This is a genomic window from Microbulbifer maximicatervae (SeqCode) (assembly GCF_052467815.1).
The window spans coordinates 311,645-329,461 of sequence record NZ_CP174326.1; the positions used below are offsets into that span (position 1 = coordinate 311,645).

General features: G+C 44.2%; 18 protein-coding genes. 10 read left to right on the forward strand and 8 right to left on the reverse strand.

The window, feature by feature from the left end; genetic code table 11:
- Positions 1 to 132: 132 nt before the first annotated feature.
- Complete coding sequence (locus ACJJIW_RS01350; protein ID WP_282933959.1) at positions 133 to 528, reverse strand: DUF4345 family protein; 396 nt, start codon at positions 526 to 528, stop codon at positions 133 to 135.
- A gap of 59 nt (positions 529 to 587) precedes the next feature.
- On the opposite strand from ACJJIW_RS01350, the gene ACJJIW_RS01355 reads away from it, so the two are divergent.
- Positions 588 to 1,355: a helix-turn-helix transcriptional regulator gene (locus tag ACJJIW_RS01355; protein WP_282933960.1), complete on the forward strand. Its 768-nt coding sequence runs from the start codon at positions 588 to 590 to the stop codon at positions 1,353 to 1,355.
- A 1,226-nt stretch (positions 1,356 to 2,581) separates the two neighbouring features.
- Positions 2,582 to 2,899, forward strand: a complete 318-nt coding sequence (locus ACJJIW_RS01360; RefSeq protein WP_282933961.1) for a cupin domain-containing protein — start codon at positions 2,582 to 2,584, stop codon at positions 2,897 to 2,899.
- A 192-nt stretch (positions 2,900 to 3,091) separates the two neighbouring features.
- On the opposite strand, the gene ACJJIW_RS01365 is transcribed toward ACJJIW_RS01360, so the two are convergent.
- A complete protein-coding gene (locus tag ACJJIW_RS01365; protein ID WP_444936511.1) occupies positions 3,092 to 3,640 on the reverse strand; it encodes a cysteine hydrolase family protein in 549 nt (182 codons plus the stop codon).
- Between the two features lie 117 nt (positions 3,641 to 3,757).
- On the opposite strand from ACJJIW_RS01365, the gene ACJJIW_RS01370 reads away from it, so the two are divergent.
- From ACJJIW_RS01370 to ACJJIW_RS01390, 5 genes are all read left to right on the forward strand, one after another.
- A complete protein-coding gene (locus ACJJIW_RS01370; protein ID WP_444936512.1) occupies positions 3,758 to 4,720 on the forward strand; it encodes a GlxA family transcriptional regulator in 963 nt (320 codons plus the stop codon).
- A 168-nt stretch (positions 4,721 to 4,888) separates the two neighbouring features.
- A complete protein-coding gene (locus ACJJIW_RS01375; protein WP_444936513.1) occupies positions 4,889 to 5,248 on the forward strand; it encodes a hypothetical protein in 360 nt (119 codons plus the stop codon).
- 888 nt (positions 5,249 to 6,136) lie between these two features.
- Complete coding sequence (locus tag ACJJIW_RS01380; protein ID WP_282933966.1) at positions 6,137 to 7,156, forward strand: cytochrome-c peroxidase; 1,020 nt, start codon at positions 6,137 to 6,139, stop codon at positions 7,154 to 7,156.
- Between the two features lie 497 nt (positions 7,157 to 7,653).
- Positions 7,654 to 8,820, forward strand: coding sequence for a patatin-like phospholipase family protein (locus tag ACJJIW_RS01385; protein WP_444936514.1), 1,167 nt, complete (start codon positions 7,654 to 7,656; stop codon positions 8,818 to 8,820).
- Between the two features lie 205 nt (positions 8,821 to 9,025).
- Positions 9,026 to 10,132, forward strand: coding sequence for an acyltransferase family protein (locus tag ACJJIW_RS01390; RefSeq protein WP_444936515.1), 1,107 nt, complete (start codon positions 9,026 to 9,028; stop codon positions 10,130 to 10,132).
- A gap of 95 nt (positions 10,133 to 10,227) precedes the next feature.
- On the opposite strand, the gene ACJJIW_RS01395 is transcribed toward ACJJIW_RS01390, so the two are convergent.
- Positions 10,228 to 10,848, reverse strand: coding sequence for a LysE/ArgO family amino acid transporter (locus ACJJIW_RS01395; protein ID WP_444936516.1), 621 nt, complete (start codon positions 10,846 to 10,848; stop codon positions 10,228 to 10,230).
- 130 nt (positions 10,849 to 10,978) lie between these two features.
- Between ACJJIW_RS01395 and ACJJIW_RS01400 the strand changes: the two genes are divergently transcribed.
- Positions 10,979 to 11,881 (forward strand): LysR family transcriptional regulator ArgP, encoded by a 903-nt coding sequence (locus ACJJIW_RS01400; RefSeq protein ID WP_444936517.1) that lies wholly within the window; start codon positions 10,979 to 10,981, stop codon positions 11,879 to 11,881.
- An 8-nt stretch (positions 11,882 to 11,889) separates the two neighbouring features.
- Here the strand turns inward: ACJJIW_RS01400 and ACJJIW_RS01405 are convergent, their stop codons facing one another.
- Positions 11,890 to 12,771 carry a nucleoside deaminase gene (locus ACJJIW_RS01405; protein ID WP_444936518.1) on the reverse strand — a complete coding sequence of 294 codons (882 nt, stop codon included), beginning with the start codon at positions 12,769 to 12,771 and terminating at the stop codon, positions 11,890 to 11,892.
- The gene (locus ACJJIW_RS01410; protein ID WP_444936519.1) at positions 12,762 to 13,631 is read right to left on the reverse strand and encodes a LysR family transcriptional regulator; all 870 of its coding nucleotides are present in this window, start codon (positions 13,629 to 13,631) and stop codon (positions 12,762 to 12,764) included. Before ACJJIW_RS01410 ends, ACJJIW_RS01405 begins: the two co-directional genes overlap by 10 nt.
- A gap of 90 nt (positions 13,632 to 13,721) precedes the next feature.
- Between ACJJIW_RS01410 and ACJJIW_RS01415 the strand changes: the two genes are divergently transcribed.
- Positions 13,722 to 14,222: a lactoylglutathione lyase family protein gene (locus tag ACJJIW_RS01415; RefSeq protein ID WP_444936520.1), complete on the forward strand. Its 501-nt coding sequence runs from the start codon at positions 13,722 to 13,724 to the stop codon at positions 14,220 to 14,222.
- Positions 14,223 to 14,331: 109 nt separating this feature from the next.
- On the opposite strand, the gene ACJJIW_RS01420 is transcribed toward ACJJIW_RS01415, so the two are convergent.
- Positions 14,332 to 15,528: a multidrug effflux MFS transporter gene (locus tag ACJJIW_RS01420; protein WP_444936521.1), complete on the reverse strand. Its 1,197-nt coding sequence runs from the start codon at positions 15,526 to 15,528 to the stop codon at positions 14,332 to 14,334.
- 280 nt (positions 15,529 to 15,808) lie between these two features.
- Here ACJJIW_RS01420 and ACJJIW_RS01425 point away from each other — a divergent pair, with 280 nt between their 5' ends.
- Positions 15,809 to 16,912 carry a glycosyltransferase family 25 protein gene (locus tag ACJJIW_RS01425; RefSeq protein ID WP_444936522.1) on the forward strand — a complete coding sequence of 368 codons (1,104 nt, stop codon included), beginning with the start codon at positions 15,809 to 15,811 and terminating at the stop codon, positions 16,910 to 16,912.
- Positions 16,913 to 16,923: 11 nt separating this feature from the next.
- On the opposite strand, the gene ACJJIW_RS01430 is transcribed toward ACJJIW_RS01425, so the two are convergent.
- Together ACJJIW_RS01430 and tadA are read right to left on the reverse strand one after the other, a co-directional pair.
- Entirely contained in the window at positions 16,924 to 17,361 is a 438-nt protein-coding gene (locus ACJJIW_RS01430) for an ion channel (protein WP_192879377.1), read from the reverse strand.
- Positions 17,348 to 17,803 (reverse strand): tRNA adenosine(34) deaminase TadA, encoded by a 456-nt coding sequence (gene tadA / locus ACJJIW_RS01435; protein WP_413664653.1) that lies wholly within the window; start codon positions 17,801 to 17,803, stop codon positions 17,348 to 17,350. Before tadA ends, ACJJIW_RS01430 begins: the two co-directional genes overlap by 14 nt.
- Positions 17,804 to 17,817: the final 14 nt, after the last annotated feature.

The window sequence follows — 17,817 nt, forward strand, 5'->3', positions numbered from 1 at the left end:
GTATTTCCTACAATGCAAATCACTTCAATATGAAAATTTGTTTTTTAAGTACCCCTATCCAAAATAGATTGCAAATTAAGCAAACTAGAACTTGTTATCTTTAATTTGGTTAGATTGCACTTATAACGACATTTAAGCATCCGTAGTATGTTCCATGAGCTTGCAAGCAATTATCATAATGACAGTAGCCACAATTGTTGGGACCACTGTAGGGATAAGTTCTGGATAAGATCCATCAATAAAATAGCCTACTAATCGGCCAACCAGAACCAACATCAAAGCAATAAATCCAACCATAATATAGTCCACGTTAGATCTTATCGCTCCAAGAAGAACCATTGCCCAAATTGCGATTGTTGTCCCACCCCAAAGAGAGCGAATACTCGATAGCCCACTCACAGAATCAATAGGTTCGATAAATGTGTGGGTCAGCATGACAGATGGACTGATCATAAGAACCAATCCAGTCCCCACAAAGAATAGCGCTAAGATACCTAAAATACACCGTCCAATAGTTGCCTTCGCCATATACCCAAAACCTCCAATCAATTTGTAATCATTCAAAATCATCGAACGAGGTATAGGATATGGATAAATATGACACTATATGGCATATTTTGATAACTATGCGCACATCTACCCTCTCACGAATAGATAGACTTGAAGTTATCACCGCCCGATTAAAGTCGGACGAACCCATCACGATTGGTGAAATTGCCAAGGAAGTGGGCGTTAGCATTCGGACGCTGAATCGAGATATAGAGGTGTTGAGAAGTCGAGGCTTGCCGATTGAAACGGATGTGGGGCGCGGTGGTGGAATCCGTTTGGACCAGCGCTGGGGCGTTGGTCGTGTCAACTTAAACTATACGGAGGCTGTTGACCTGATGATTAGTTTGGCTATTGCTGAACAGATGAAGTCCCCCCTCTTTATGGCACACCTAAGTAGCATCCGCCACAAGGTAATGGCTTCCTTTTCATCGTCCATGAAAAGTAAAGTGAATGGTATAAAGGCACGTATCATCATCGGAAAATCGGCTTCCGAGGTTGTGCTCTCAAATTTCTTAACTCCAAAGCGTAAAACTGTCGAGAAGCTCCACCAGGCTTTCTTAATGCTTCAACGTATAAAGATCACCTACTGTGACGAAAGCGGAAAAGAAACACTACGAACTATTGAACCCCATTACCTCTTTCTTAGTTATCCCGTATGGTACATCCTAGCCTGGGACAAGCTCCGTGAGGATATTCGGGTATTTCGCTGTGACAGGATTAGGAAAATTCAGGCTCTGAATGAAGACTTCAAGCTAATTCCACTTATTAAATTTAAAAATAAGAGAGATAAAATACCTCCATCTTAAGGTCATTTTTTTTAAACTTCATCGAAAACCACCTTAGAGCAGTATAATTAATAAGCCTTATATTTAGCCAAGGGCGATAACAAATAAATTGTATACGTTACTATATGTACTGACGATACAAGTCCAAGAAACCCACAGAGTTGACCTATTAATTTGACTTGTAGCGAGATACATATTTGCATAGCTCTATAAGTATGGCTAGGATGGCTGCCAACCATTAACTCCATCGCCTAAAACAAAGAAGCCTCTTAATTTAGGTATAGGTACATGAGGATAGCCATTTGAATCCTAGGTCACTTTTCTTTTGGTTCTGCGGCTTATCGGCAATCATTATTCTTGGATTCACACCAAGTTATGTTATGGCATACCGAAACCTATCCACAATGCATCATATCCATGGAATAGTTTCCCTTCTGTGGATTGGAATCATGTGCTTACAGTCTTATTTAATGCTCAAAGGGAGCACATCTCTTCATAAATATCTAGGTTGGCTGTCAGTTGTCGTTGCCACAATATTTATAGGCACTTCATACTGGGCATTTTTCAGCACTATTGAATCAACCTTAGAGAAGAGTGAAATATTTAAACTTGTATATTGGGTTGACTTATTCTTATTACCACTTTTTGTATTCTCTCTGTTATCCGGATTCCAGTACCGAAAGTCTCCCCAAAAGCATATGCTCTGCATGATGCTGAGCTTGGTAGCTATACTACCGCCGGGACTAGGAAGGCTTATCTACGGTTTATTCCTATTTCCCTTCAATGCTCCTATTAGGTATTTTTACGAGCCTATGATGCTAACCACCATAGGAATACTAATATACTTAGGAATTCGTGAGCAATGGAGATTTGGTCAAATAAAAGTGGCTCTTGGGGTAACTACATGCTCATTTATCACTTCCTATTGGGTAGTCAATATGGGATTTTTTGAGAGTGGGGTAAGATGGATTTTGAGCACTTAATGTTGACTCCATTTTGTTCCACTAACAATTTATCTCATTAAATATTGGGACATTCTTGACGGCATACTACTTCTTAGTTAGACGAATAATTAGCACGCTATTCCCAAAACTCCATCCTTTCGCATACCAATAGAAAAGAACAGATCAAAAATGCAACTACAAAGATAATAAAGATAGTCTTGGAACTATAAGAGCGGTGATTTACTCTACCTACAGGAACTTTAGCCCAAAGCTATTTTATACGCACTCAAAAAGGAAGCAGAGATGCCAGGCAGTTACCCAAGCAAAATTAAGGAATTACCTCCCTACGATGGTCGCTTTGATGCTTACAAGCTTAAGGCAGAAAACAGTGATGTTCTTTTCGCATCATATCCAGCTGGAACGTCCATTCCACCCCATTCACATGACACAGATAATCATGGCGTTATCACAAAGGGGGAACTAATACTCACCATGAATGGTGACACCCAACGGATTGGCATTGGACAGTGGTACCACGTACCGGCAAATGTAGAGCACTCCGCGACTTTTGAAGTCGAAACAGATGAAATTGAATTTTGGTTTAAAGATAAAACAAGCTAAATCTCTACACGCACATAAACTAAGAGCTTTAAAAGCCAAGTCGGCAACCTGTAGATGCAGTGTAATTTATCATGAAATAGAGCTGTACATGCAGCTCGAAGAAGGACTTTAGGCTTATAAAGCCTAAAGTCCTGATCGGTAAAGATATAGCAGTATCGCGTGTGGCTTAACTCTAAGATGCTGGCAAGTTAATTACTTTGCTAAGTATTCGTCAGCACTGATCACCTCTGCATAGGCAAATTGCAGTGCTGCCATATAAGCTGCATGTATATGTGCAGCAGGAACATCGACGCCATTGAAGTACATGTCCCGACTGGCACAGGCATCATGAATAACGGTATTTTCATAGCCAAAGTCACTTGCCGCTCGGGTGATGGCATCGATACACATATGGCTCATCGCACCGACAATGACCAATTTATTAACACCTAGCTCATCCAAGTGCTTTTTAAGATCCGTACCTTTGAAACTGTTAACTTCATTCTTGAGTACTACCGGCTCACCTTCAACAGGCAGAAGGCTTTTGTGAATTTTCGCACCCTCACTACCAGCAATAAAGAATGGAGCATCCTCACTGAGAAATTCATGGCGAATATGAATAACTGGCCACTGTTTTTTGCGAAACTCAGCCAGCACTTTTACGGCTTGGTTTGACGCTTGGCCAATGCCTTCAAGAGTCCACTTTCCGCCTTCAAAATAGTCGTTTTGCATATCGACGATGATTAGCGCTGTCTTGCTCATAAGATTGTCCTTTGGGTGTGTCTTTAAAATGTACAAGCGCATGTTAGGGCGATGGGCTAAGATACAGACGTGGCAAGACCGACATAAAACAGGCAAGAACTGACAGGGGGGGGGCTAGTGACCCAAACAATCCACATTGCAATACTGATGATCCCCGGAGCGGCTCAGTCGGCGACTTATGGCCTAATCGACCTGTTCCAAACCGCAAACCACATCTGTCAGGAGTCAATTCCAGAACCCAAGGCGCTATTTGAGGTATCACGCTGGCTAATTAATGACGGAAAAGTCATACCCGAGAAAAAAGGGGCTGCTAAAGACCCAAATATCGTGATTGTACCGCCGGTACTGGAAGGTCAGGAGTACATGGAGCCACCGACAGATGTCAGTACCTGGTTGTTAAAGCGGCACAAAGAGGGGGCCGTAACCTGTTCCGCTTGTGCTGGGGCTTTTATGTTGGCCGACGCAGGTCTATTAGATGGACGCCAGGCGACCACTCACTGGCGACTGGCCGATGCCTTTAAGCAGAAGTTCCCGGATATAGAGCTGAATATCGATTCCATCCTGATTGCAGACCCAGATGTTGTCACCGCAGGAGGTGTAATGTCTTGGATTGACCTTGGGTTACACCTGGTCGGACGATACATGCCTCCCCATATAGTTATGGAGTTAGGACGTTTCCTGTTGGTGGATACGGGAACCCGTTACCAAAGTTATTACCGCAGTTTTCTACCTCCTGTAGATCATGGTGATAAAGCAATTTTAAAAGTACAGCAGCAAATTCACCGGGATTATCAACAACCAATCTCTGTTGCAGAGATGGCTCATCTCGCCAATCTGGGCGAGCGCACCTTTCTACGAAGATTTCAAAAGGTTACCGGCTATAGACCCGCCGAATATCTTCAACAGCAACGTCTGCAAAAAGCTCGCGAACTATTGGAAACAGGCACATTGCAAGTCGAACAGATCGCTTGGCAAGTGGGATATGAGGATGTCAGCGCATTCCGGAAAATGTTTCACAAACAGACCGGCCTCTCCCCCAGGGAGTATCGACAGAGATTTTCAGGTGGCTCTAAAATGTAATTCTCAGGGAAGGTTGAGTCTTGTACGTTCCAAATTTCTTAACTCACTGAGAAGGATTAATTCAACCATACAGCATCGAGTTTAGAGGAGTGTTGTTTAAAACAATCGAAAAAAAATTGAACCTGTAATATCCTATCAACAAACACCCATTATAAAACATGAGAAAATATGACAGTTGGATACTCACTTGTAAATAATACAAAAAAAGAGCAGATCATATTCCTTCATTTACCCGTCAATACTATGGGTGAAATTCTTAGCAACCCCTTATCTGCATACATAGTAAAGTGGTACAAGGCCCAACATCACAATGATAACGTGGATTTTGTATCAGATACGTACGACGACTGGCCGTTTATCAACGGATCGCGAAGCGACCTTAAGCACTATAAAGAAGTGACAAATAAAGTTGTTGATTCTTTGATAGCTCAAGGAATAATTCTGGATAAAGGCATTGTTTGGAGAGATGATGATGATCCAGATACAGTATTCATCAGAGACCTTTCTCTTGTCAGTGCCCCTAAGTAATTCGACAAAGATAACTTTATCTCTTTAAAGCAAGATAGAATTACAAAGTAACTTAGAAAGACATGTGGAAATTAATACTTAATTTTATAAATGGTGCTCTTGGTATAAGTTCCATTGAAAGCGACGAAGGAATACCCCCAGAGAAAAACGCTTCCCACCAGACGGAATTGTACGCGCTCCCTCTTTTGACTCGATTCCACACAAACAAGAACCTTTGACGGGTTCAGTCCGACCAAAAGAACTTGGTGAGGTAGTAGAAGTCATGGTTGGTGTTGATTATCCAATTTACGATGGACAAATGATACTCGTTGCCGATTTTGGAACTTACACAATTGAGCTCCCCAGTCCATGCAGTGGAATAATCGAAGAAGTTTTTTTAAGTCTAGTAGTTTAATAGGAAGCGAAACTCCCCTATTTAGGGTGCGCAAATCAATACAAAAATTAAGCAGGCATAACAATACGATAAAAACCTACAAGCTCTAACTAAAAAGTTAATCACATTCAGATAGCTGGGGAACTACTTATATTCGAGCAAATAATATGCCATTACCAACCAATAGAAATACGAATCATTTACCTTTGAAGATACCGATAAGTATCCCCTAAACCCTACACCTCCTCGCCATCTTAGAAACTGCCCTGCAATTTGCAAAGGTAAATAGCAAGACTTCAATCTCGCCAAATCCAGTGTGCTCAACGTATAAGCCAAACTCTGAATAATATTTGAAAAAATATTTTGTGAACAATTCTGGATACTCTGAAAATCAACAATTTTTTTGTTGAATTATGGTATCAGCTGAACGATCTTCCCGATATAGTGGCGCCGCCTAACCTTTACTAAAATTAGGTTAACTGACATTGCTTTTGAGATATGGGAAAGATACCAAAATGATTAAGAGAATTTTTTCGAAAAGAGACCTGAAGCTTCCAATAATTGGCGGCTTGATAACGGCAGCAAGTTTGCTATCAACAACTGTATCGGCAGCGGTCGAAATTGATATAAATCAATTGCGCCAACAATCAAAAATTATGTTCGGCACTCTCTCAGAAACTATGCCAGGCAGTGAGAATGACACCCCAGCTATGGTTGAGCTTGGAAAAACACTATTCATGGATGAACGGCTTTCAGTCAATGATAGCCAGTCCTGTAACAGCTGCCATCAAGTGGGGAACTACAATGGCACGGGCGTTGACAATGAAGCGACATCACCGGGAGCTTTACCTGGTACCAAGGGTGATCGCAACTCTCCAACGGTCTGGAATTCAGGATTCCAGATGGCTCAATTTTGGGATGGTCGCGCAGAGGACCTGAAGGAACAGGCCAAAGGTCCAATTCTAAACCCTGTAGAGATGGGAATGCCTTCGGAAGAGGCTGTTGAAACAAAGATTTCAAAAATTGCCGAATATCAAATAAGTTTTAAACACGCCTTTGGTAAAGACAATGCTATCTCTTATGACAATATTGCTCAGGCCATCGCAGCGTTTGAGCGCACACTGATTACAAGTGATCGTTTTGATGATTTTATGAGTGGTGACGATCAGGCTATGACGAAAAGTGAGTTAAAGGGCTTACAAACCTTTATCAATACTGGTTGTTCAGCATGCCACAATGGTGCAACCTTGGGTGGAAACATGTACCAGAAGATGGGGCTGGTCAACCAATATCCACACCAAGAAGACTTAGGTCGTTATAAAGTTACAGGCCTTGAAAACGATAAAATGATGTTTAAAGTTCCAATGTTACGCGATGTAAGCAGAAGTGCCCCTTATTTCCACGACGGGCGTGTAGAAACCATTGAGCAAGCAATTTACGATATGGCTTGGTACCAATTGGGACAGAAACTAAGCACACAACAAGTAGATGATATTGCAACTTTCCTAAACGCTTTAGAACATCAAACTCATTAAACTATTTCCCACCCTTCGGGGTGGGCCCCGTTCACTTTAATTATTTAGCCCTGCCTTTGCGTATCAGCCACACTCAGAAATAGCAGCCAGCAGACCAAACAGTTTCCTGATTACTAACCAGTAGATAATGTAAAGCGTTCCACCAATATTTATACCAAGTCGGAAAAATGAAACCCGTAGAAAGATGTACGGTTTTCAGCCACCGATTTTCGGCAGTTCCATTAAATTACCACTCACTACTTGAGTATTCGGTCAGTAGATTCCCTTATACGCTTTTCGCTTTATAGATAGTGTAGCTTGCTATATGAGCCTGACAAAATAGTAATTATGAACATTCCCCTTACGAATAAAAGTCACCCGTAGCGCTCAACTCCTAGCAACAATCTCAAAACAAGACAATTAAACAGCTTTATGAGTATTTTAAATAACACAAAGAAATAAAACTAATCTACTTTGCCATACTCACTGTATTAAAGGTTAAGAGTACAGGCAGATCAATGAGATTTAGGCTTGCATCAGCCATCACCATATTAGTTATCGTAGCGTTTTTAGGCTTGGTGTACGTCTACAATTATCGATTGACCCAAAGTATTCAGTTTGATGCCCGCCCTGTTGCCAAGAAGTTCATCAAAAGTAACGATTCCTTTAGAGATAAAGATACTATCAACATTCTTATCATAGATGGCGGAGGCATACGTGGCTTGATACCACTATATGTCATTCAACATATCGAAGAGCAAACCGGCAAACCTATCGATGAATTGTTTGATGTTTTTAGTGGAGTATCCACTGGCGCCATCATCGCCACTGGACTTAATGTGACTCAAAAATCATTTAAAAATGATCAGCCAAGAACTGAAAACCTTAAGTATCAAAGTGATAAAATTATAGATATTTATAAGCGAGAAAGCAGATACGTATTCTCTGTACCTTGGTATCACAAATTATTAACCTTTAATGGTTTTATCTCCCCTCGCTTTAGCGGTGAGCGCTTAAGTCAAACCATGGAAAAACATTACACTGCCAACTTGAAGTTTACGAGCCTAAAAAACTACATCATTATTCCCTCTCTCAACATTCATATGGGGCAGCTTCAATTATTCAAAAATCGTGGAGAAGCAATCAGTAAGCTGCCCACAGACACACTGTATCAACTTGTAACCGCTGCAGCTAGTGCGGAAACGCTATACCCACCTGTCGAATTCGTAACTACTGGTCAGGATATTCACCAGCGCTATTATGCCGATGCTGGTATATACGCAAATAATCCAGCCAGTATTGTTTTACGCGAAATTATTAGAGAGTTCCCTGAAAAAAACTACTATGTGCTGATTCTCGGGGCCGGTACGTCTCCACTAAGTACAATGGAAGCTAACTACAGAAACTTAAAAAACTGGGGAAGAATTAACTGGGTGAAAGACCTTATATCTAATGTACAGAGGTCCATGGATGACCAACAAGTATACACCTTGGAAATCGCAGAATCCCTTAGCCCTAAAGGGAGAATAAAATACAACTACTTAAATGTAGAGCTTGTTAATCCATATGTTGATCCATTTGACTATAAAGCAAGTAAGAAGCTGAAAGTTCTAGCAGATAGGCTTCTTGAGGAAAATAAAACAGAAGTTGATCAAGTAGTAAACACCCTCAAGGACAAAGGGTAACTATAGCGCTGGAGAAAATTTCATCTGGCCATTTGAGCTTGCCTTTCAGCGTTGCCTTGGATGAGAAGCCAATAATGGGTTTGCATGCATTAAAGCCCGAAGATTTGAGTTGAATCACACAGAATACAGATAGTGTGTTCAACTTAGGCAAGGTAAGATCATACCCATACCTTCTTGGACTGACCATGGATATAGGTCGTTAGCAATGAACACACGCCTTCTTAATCTCGATGTACTACGGGGGCTTGCTGCAACTTTGGTTGTCTGGCAACACAGTAGTGAAGTATTTTTCCGCAACCCATCCATCACCCAGCACGGCTCGGCACTGGCTGAATTTATCAGTCAACTGGATTTTGGCCGGATAGGTGTACTTTGCTTTTTCCTAATATCCGGCTTTGTCATTCCCCATAGTCTTCTTGTATCTAACCGTACTCTCAAGAGCTTTGCTATCCGCCGCTTCTTCCGCTTGTATCCCTCTTACTGGTTATCTCTGAGTGCAATTATCGGACTTACATGGTTGCTCACTGACCGAACATTCTCTGCATCTACTATTCTTGCCAATACCACAATGCTGCAAGGCCTAATGGGGTTTGAAAGTGTTCAGATTCTATATTGGACTCTCACTGCAGAACTGCTTTTTTACTGTCTCTGCGCACTGATGTGCACCCTTCGACTACTAGGGAATCCCAGATATCTACTCTTAGTGTGCTGGGGGGCACTATCGGTATTTGTCAGCATGCAACTTTTAGGGCAATCATCCACTCCAATCTCCCAGCTTCCCGCCACCACTACTTACCTCCCCTTTGCTATCGCAGTTATGTTCTGCGGAACCCTACTCAGGTATTGCTACGAAACAAGGCGCGGTTATCGTTATATGCTTTGGGGCTTGGCTTCGACTTTCTCGATACCAATACTCGTTATGGCCATGCACCTATTAGGTAGGTCGATCAGTGAAACTCCCCTCCGCTTTGTATCATCTCATTTCATCGCTTTAGCTATCTTCCTTGTTTTTGTATTACTTCCACCAAAGCCAATTCGACATTTAGCTGCTCTGGGGACTATCAGTTATTCCATTTACCTGTTTCATTTAATCATTGTCTTTCTCGGCAGCTGGGCCATAAGCCAACCTTGGGGACAAGGATTTACAAGTATTTCTCTATCCACGTTTCTTGTGGCAGTAACACTACTTAGCTTTGCTCTGGCGACAGCCATTTATTGGTTGCTGGAGAGGCCCTGTATGCAATTTGGGCGCTTTTTGAGTGATCGAAACGGCGGGTTAAACAGGTCAGGGGAAATGTTAACGGGGAGTTAGTGTGGAAAACTATCGGGATAAGTAAGGGGCCAGGAATTGAAACTAGCCGTAGACTTATTAGTCTACGGCTAGTTTTAGCAGCCATTATTGAGTGTCTACTGCGCCCACAACAAGCTGATTGCAATAGTCCACATCATAATGCCCACCAGTACATCGAGTACCTGCCAGGTTCTGGGGTTCTTAAATAGCGGCTGCATCATGCTGCCACCCACTGAAAGAAGAGTGAACCATAACAGGGATGCACTACATGCCCCCAGCACAAAAAACCAGGTTCCATTGCCAGCATACTGCGCCCCTACTGAGCCAATCAGTACAACCGTGTCCACATACGCGTGTGGATTAAGCAGGGTTAAGGCTACCGCGGTAATCAAGGCAGAGCGGCGGGATTTCATCCACTCTTTTTGCTCTCCAAGACCTTTGTTGGTGAAAGCCGAACGGAAAGCCATGGCACCGTAGGAGAACAGGAAAGCAGCACCGAGCCAGGTCAGCCAGATCATCCAGTCGCCACCCGCTTGTGCGAGATTTGCAACCAGGAACACACCACCTGTAATCAATGCAATATCCATCAGTACGCATAAAGCCGCGATACTAAACTGATATTGTCGACGGATACTCTGCGTCAGCAGAAACGCATTCTGCGCTCCGATCGCCATAATCAAACTGATGGTAGTCAAAAAACCTTTTGCGAGCGGCGCCAGCAACAACCCTGAAAACACGATGCCTCCTGTGCTTCATTCTCTAATTTGGAAGTGCCCGCAGGGCTGCGGGCCTGAATAGTGGCGCGAGATTAAGAGTCCAACTAGAATAAGTAAATTTAATTATACTGATCCCTCATAAGAAATTCTTATGCTAGACCTAAAGCAACTCCAAGCCTTTGCCTTTGTCGTAGAGGAGCGCAGTTTTGACAAGGCTGCCGCCCTACTCCATGTCAGCCAGTCTGCGATTTCCCAACGAATCAAAGCCTTAGAAAGCCAGGTTGGCCAAGCCCTATTGATACGCTCCAACCCTTTGCGACCCACTGAAGCTGGCCTCAAAGTGTTGGGGTACTACCAGCAAATGCACTTGTTACAGCAAGAGCTTCTCACTGATATCGATCCAGAGGGGGGCAAGAGTCGCTATACCAACCAGAATAAGGTTCGGATCGCACTGAATGCAGATAGCTTGGATACCTGGTTCCTGGCTGCCATCACACCATTGATTCGATCCCAGCAGTTGCTCGTGGATCTAAAGGTCGACGATCAGGACGCTACCCATGAACTGCTGAAGAATGGTGAAGTCATTGGCTGTATCAGTTCAACAACCAGTAACCTCCAGGGCTGCCAATCGGTACTGCTCGGTCACATGGCCTATTACCCGGTATGCACTAAGGCTTTTAAGAAGAGGTTTTTTTCAGACCCGATTAAAGTTGAAGAGCTCCACTACGCTCCCACAGTGGAGTTCAACTATAAGGATCAATTGCAGAGTCGTTACCTTAAACAGTTTTGGGGAGTGGAGACTGGTCAGTACCCATCTCATGAAATTCCCTCTTCAAAGAGCTTCCTCAGTTTCTTAACTCTGGGGCTGGGTTGGGGAATGGCGCCAGATATTCAGATCGCGAGCCTGCTAAAAAGCGGAAAGCTGGTGAAACTCGCTGAAGACCAGTATTTGAAGATTCCTCTTTACTGGCATGTTTGGAATTTAAAATCGAAATTGATTAAAGAGATCACTATCAACCTCACAGAACATGCTCGAAAAGCACTAAACCAATAGTCGAATAGTTAGTGATGGTGATGGTGCGACTGCCAGGATGGACAGTAATCCAGCTGCAGTTCACCATTTTCCAGCTGCTTTAGGGTTGAAAGTGCTTGGCGATATATAGACCGATTTTCCTTATGCCTAATATCCAGGTTTTTGAAGTTCCGAAAAGCTTCCTGATAAATTTCTTTAGCATCGTCACTCAATAGGAAGCTAACAATATAGTCTCCATGTAGTAATTCATAATTAAAGTAAGCCCCATCCAGCTTCTCTTTTTGTAAAAGCTTCGATGGTTCTGAAGTTATACGGCGAGTGTAATAATTTCCCGGTTTATCTACGATACACTGAGAATGTTCATAGCCACAATTTTTGTCAAAGCTTTGCTTAAGTCGTTCGATACTTTGACCATAGTCTGGATCAGTTTGCCCGTATACAACACCTGAAACGCCCAAAAAAATCATCATTCCGCTACACATCATACAGGGCTCTAAAGATGTGTAGATCCTAACATTGGCCTTGGTCAAATATTGGCTTTTTTCTCCGAGACATTTCTCTGATAGACACTGCTGCATTAAACGCACTTCAGCGTGTTGAGTTTTGTCATCGCAACGCAAAACTGAATTTAGTTGGGCCCCGACTATTTTCTTGGCATCATTATCAAATAAAACCGCACCAATATTATGGCCTCTTTTATTTTTATCAGTAGGTCTGACCCAGTCTTGGAATACTATAGAATAAGCCAACAACATCAGTATCTTATCTTGCTCATCCTTAACACTCTCGGCTTTAACTATTCCCACAAGAGAAAATTGTGATAGAGCCAAAAATAACAGGAAGCGAAATAGCCCGGTATTTTTTTCAAAACAGTTCAGCTTTTTGATACTTAGGAGCCCGATTAAAGCCATTTCTCCATTTCACCAATAATAAACCTGACTCTGGCGGGTACAAGTTGGGTGCGCCTAAGCGCCAAATACAGTGTCTCACTAACGGGTTTTTCAAGGCTATGTGCCTTAATCAATTTCGGCTTTCGAAATGCACTTACCGCATAGGCGGGTAAAACTGTGAAACCCAATCCCATACTAACGGGCTCCAGTATTAAGCTGATCTGATTGGAAAACCCTTTTTGTTGAAAAGCTTCAAGACTTCTAAATTGTGGGAAGTTCGCTCCCAATAATAGACTCGCATGGTGTATACCGTCTGGATGGCCTATGTACCCCAGCGCTAAAAGCGACTCCCAGTCGGGGGTTTTCACTTTAGCCGGCGTCACTAGCAATAACCTTTCACTGGCGATCGGCCGACTGTCAATCTCCTCTGCTTGTGGCGGGCTGGTCATTAATCCGATATCAGCGCCGTTTTCCGCAATAGCCTTCTCCACATCCAGGTTGGGTGCAAAACGGCAGCTAATCGATAAACCCTGGTGGATCTTCTGCAGGGACAATAACTTGGGGTAGAGCTTCAGCCCCACGCTCCCGGGGCACATTACTCGTACATCCCCATGATGGGGAGGATCTTCACCAACAATTTGCCCCAGACTGGAAAGCTTCTGAATAATCCCCTGCCCTTCCCGATAGAGCCGATCACCAGCATCCGTAAGCGTGAAGTGTTTACCCTGCCTGACTAACAGAGCGACACCTAAGTGCTCCTCTAACTTGCGTATATGCTGGCTGACCCCAGACTGAGTCATATGTAAGCGATCCGCCGTACGAGTAAAGTGCCCCTCTTCAGCTAAGGTACAGAAGCTTCTTAACCACACTGGATTTATCATTACGAATGCTACTTAAAAATATTACAAATGATAATTATACGTAATGAATTAGAGGCTGTAACTTAACCGCATTCAACAAAGGAGACAGCTATGAGTAGCGCATACCCGAGAACCTTTTCTCATATCGGTATTTCAGTGCCGAACCTTGAAGAGGCTGTGAAGTTTTACACAGAGGTACTTGGTTGGTACCTGATTATGAAGCCTACAGATATCACTGAGGACAAAAGCGCTATCGGTGAAATGTGCACCGACGTATTTGGCCCAAACTGGGGTAGTTTCCGTATTGCTCACTTGTCGACAGGGGACAGGATTGGCGTAGAGCTATTCCAGTTTAAAAATCAGGAAAATCCAGAAGATAATTTTGAATACTGGAAAACCGGTATCTTTCACTTCTGCGTGCAAGACCCTAACCTGGAAGAACTGGCGGATAAGATTGTGGCGGCCGGTGGTAAAAAACGTATGCCGGAGCCTCGTTATTACTACCCCGGTGAAAAGCCTTATCGCATGATTTATATGGAAGATCCTTTTGGCAACATTCTGGAAATTTACAGCCACAGCTATGAGCTGATCTACAGTGCTGGTGCCTACTGATAATAAGCACTCCAGAGTTCACTCAGCATCACTCGAACGATGCTGAGTGAAATGCCGACACGGAGTTATTCAGAGGCTCCCTAATTTATTTTGGTATTACTCAATCGCTCTAGTCTGCTGTGATGCTGACTACATTACGCAAAATCAACCAGGAAACCACAAAGGCCAAAATTCCACACACCGCAATTACCCCAGCAAGTGATTCTGGTGTTCCATTAAAAACCAAACTGGTTACCAGGATAGCTACAGCCCCGATTGACAACTGCATAGTACCAGCCAGGGCAGAAGCCGTTCCCGCTATAGGCCCATGTCTTTCCATGGAAAGAATAAATGCTGTCGGAAGAACCAAGCCGAGAAACATATTGCATACGATAAGCATGCATATCAGTAGTACGAGATGATCAAAACCGGCCTCTATCACTAAATACATAGTCACCGAGCTTATTACAAATCCAACTACACCCCACTTCACCAGCTTCACCATCCCTAAACGGGCACCGAAATTTGCCGAAAATTGACTCGACAGGAAGAAACTAAGCGCATTCAGAGCAAAAGCTAGGCTAAATTCGGTTGGGGTCAATCCGTAGTAATTCGTATATAAGAATGAAGCTGCCGCAAAAAAAGCAAGTACACTGGCGAAGCCAAACCCTCCTATACAAGTAAGCCCTATATAGATGGGGTCACGTAGCAATATCGAATAAGACTCAAGCAGCGCACCTATTTTAAATGGTATGCGCTTATTCATTGGTAAGGTTTCGCGAAGGCTCGTAAGAGCAAGTATCAGACTTAAAAAAGTAGCAATGGATATCCCCCAAAATATGCTGCGCCAACCAAACGAAATTAATAGCAGACTACCAATTAATGGCGCCAACATAGGAGAAATTGAAAGGACAAGAATTGCTGTCGTAAGAAGGCGAGTTGCTTGAGTACCCGTATAAGAATCTCGAATTATTGCTCGGGGAATCGACATTACCGAAGCGGCACCCACCCCTTGTAGGAAGCGAAAGGCAATCAACCACTCGATAGTGGTTGCCAGGGCACAACAAATAGATGCGAAAGTAAAAACCAGCAAACCAAAATAGAGCGGCGGTTTGCGGCCAAACATATCGGAAGCGGGGCCATAAAAAATCTGACACACCCCGAACGCAATAAAATAGGCCATCAGCGTATAGGACGCGACCTGGGTTGAGGTGTCGAGGGCCTTTGTCATCGCAGGTAATGCAGGCAGATACATATCAATGGCCATAGGACCAACAGAGCTCAAAAGCCCCAGGATCAACGCCATTTTTATAAAGCCTGAGTTCATCCACAGTCCCTATTGAACCAACTCCACCTTGGCACCTCTACAAGACACCTCTCACAATTACTAAAAAGGGAGAAGGAAAGAATACACCGCACTTGGGACCCTATGAGGCATGGATGCCGATTAGGAGCTTACAGGGATGTATTCACAGCGTGTCTCAAGTACGGTGTATTCTTTCCTTCCACCCCAGTACTAAGTTCCCTCATCCTTTTCGGACTGGCAGGTCAAACCTTAACCTTCAATCGTAGCAACTTAACTTAGGACCATAAGATCAGGGGAGTTAATGGCCCATGACGCTTCTATACCGTCTGCAGACGGTATAACTACAGGTGTTTCAGCCCTGACCTCCAAGCGTCCAGGAGGCTCCTGTGGTGCCCGGCTCTTCTTCGGCGCCTCTTGGTGGAAAAGCCCTGTCATTCTAGCAACTGTGGTAGCTCAGGAATTTTTGCCTGGACTGCTGGCTGCTACCAGCCACAAGCCCAAGCGGCACCCGCTTTCCCCACCAACAAGACAACGTCGCCGCCTCCCTTTAAGCTCCAGACGCCCAATTACCCCGCGCGGCCGCCGTCAGCGACCCTATATCGCCAATACCCCCTGTTGGATTATCACTCTGCAACCAAACAGTGATGACGTTGACCTGTTACTCAGCGCCGGGAAAATGCAGCGACTGCATATCAACACGATTGAGGGGATTGATGGGCGCTCAGGCACCCCAGAACTGGAAGAAGGTGAGCATATCGCGAGTAACGTCACCCGGTGGCGCCACTTGTGCGAACTCAAGAGCTCCGAAATTGGGTGCTATCTCGCCCATTTGAGAGCAATTCGCCGGGCATACCGCTCCGGCTTGGACCGGGTCTGTATTCTGGAAGATGATGTACAGCTAGAATCCTCATTTGGCCGCGTCTTAGCGGAGTTAGAGCAACTCCCTGAAAATATCGAGATGATTCGACTGATGGGACTTAAGGTCCGCAAGCGAAAAGTCGTGCAAACCTTGAATGATGGTGTTCATCAGTTAGTGCGACCAGAGCGGGGGTGGTGTGGAGCACAGGGATATCTGATTAACCGGCGCGGTATGGAGAAAGTCTTAAAATATGCCAGCCGTATTTTCGAACCCATCGACAAGGTATTCGATCACTTCTGGCAATTTGACCTAAAACTATATGGCGTTGAGCCCCACCTTCTGTGGGAAAACGAACACATCTCCAACATTGTTAAATCCAATATCCACCGCACGAAAGTCGCCCGGTGGCTCTATTGGCTGCACCCTTTCGGAAAACTTTGGCGCAGTGTGGGCAGGCACTTTTATTTAAGGCTCCACTCAAAAGAGTTCTATCCAGCAGAAAAACCCACACAGCGCACAGGGCGTACGGCGCGAATTAAATCTTAAGAACCCTATGATCAATTCTCCCAATAACGCTGCATTTTTAAAAACATAAAAGAAGCGGTCCAGGTAATCATCACCAGTCCCGTAAGGGCTTCAAGGCCAGCAGTAAAACGCAGATGCCCCAGGGGCTCGATATCACCGAAACCCAGTGAGGTATAAGTGGTGAATGAGAAATAGGCGCAGTCCAACAGGCTGCCATTAAAGTTGCCCACCAAAGTACCAAAATAAGGCGAATTCACCATAAAGTAGTAGCAGTAGGCAAACAGCCATATTTCAGCCACGTGGGCGATCAAAGCGCCAAACACCCCCAGGACAATCGCCAGGTTATGCTTGATCGGAATCCAGCGGCCAATCCTGGCAAGGGCACTCAATACTTCGTGGTGAATCAGGACGACGGTGGCGACAACTATTGAATTCACCACGAAAGCAAATGCCAGATCAGCGTCGATCATGAAAGAACTCGCGCACTAAATTGCTTGCCTCTTCCGCCATGACTCCCGACTCCACCGTAATCTTGTGATTGAAAAAGTTGGCCTGTGCCAATTCCAGCTGGCTCTCAACAACACCGGCCCGGGGTTCGGTAGCGCCGTATACCAACCGCCCTACCCGCGCATGTACCATTGCGCCAAAGCACATAGTACAGGGCTCAATCGTCACATATAAAGTGGTGTTTGGCAGGCGGTAGTTTTGTTGTTTATCTGCCGCTTGCCGCAGGGCTACGATTTCCGCATGGGCACTGGGGTCACAATTCCCAATCGGGCGATTACTGCCCTCCCCTATAATTTTTCCATCCTGGACCAAAACTGCACCCACCGGTACTTCACCACGCTCAGCAGCGAGTTGTGCAAGCTCCAGGGCTCGCCGCATAAATCCAAAGTCTCTGGGAGTCGCCATAACGCTGCTCTATT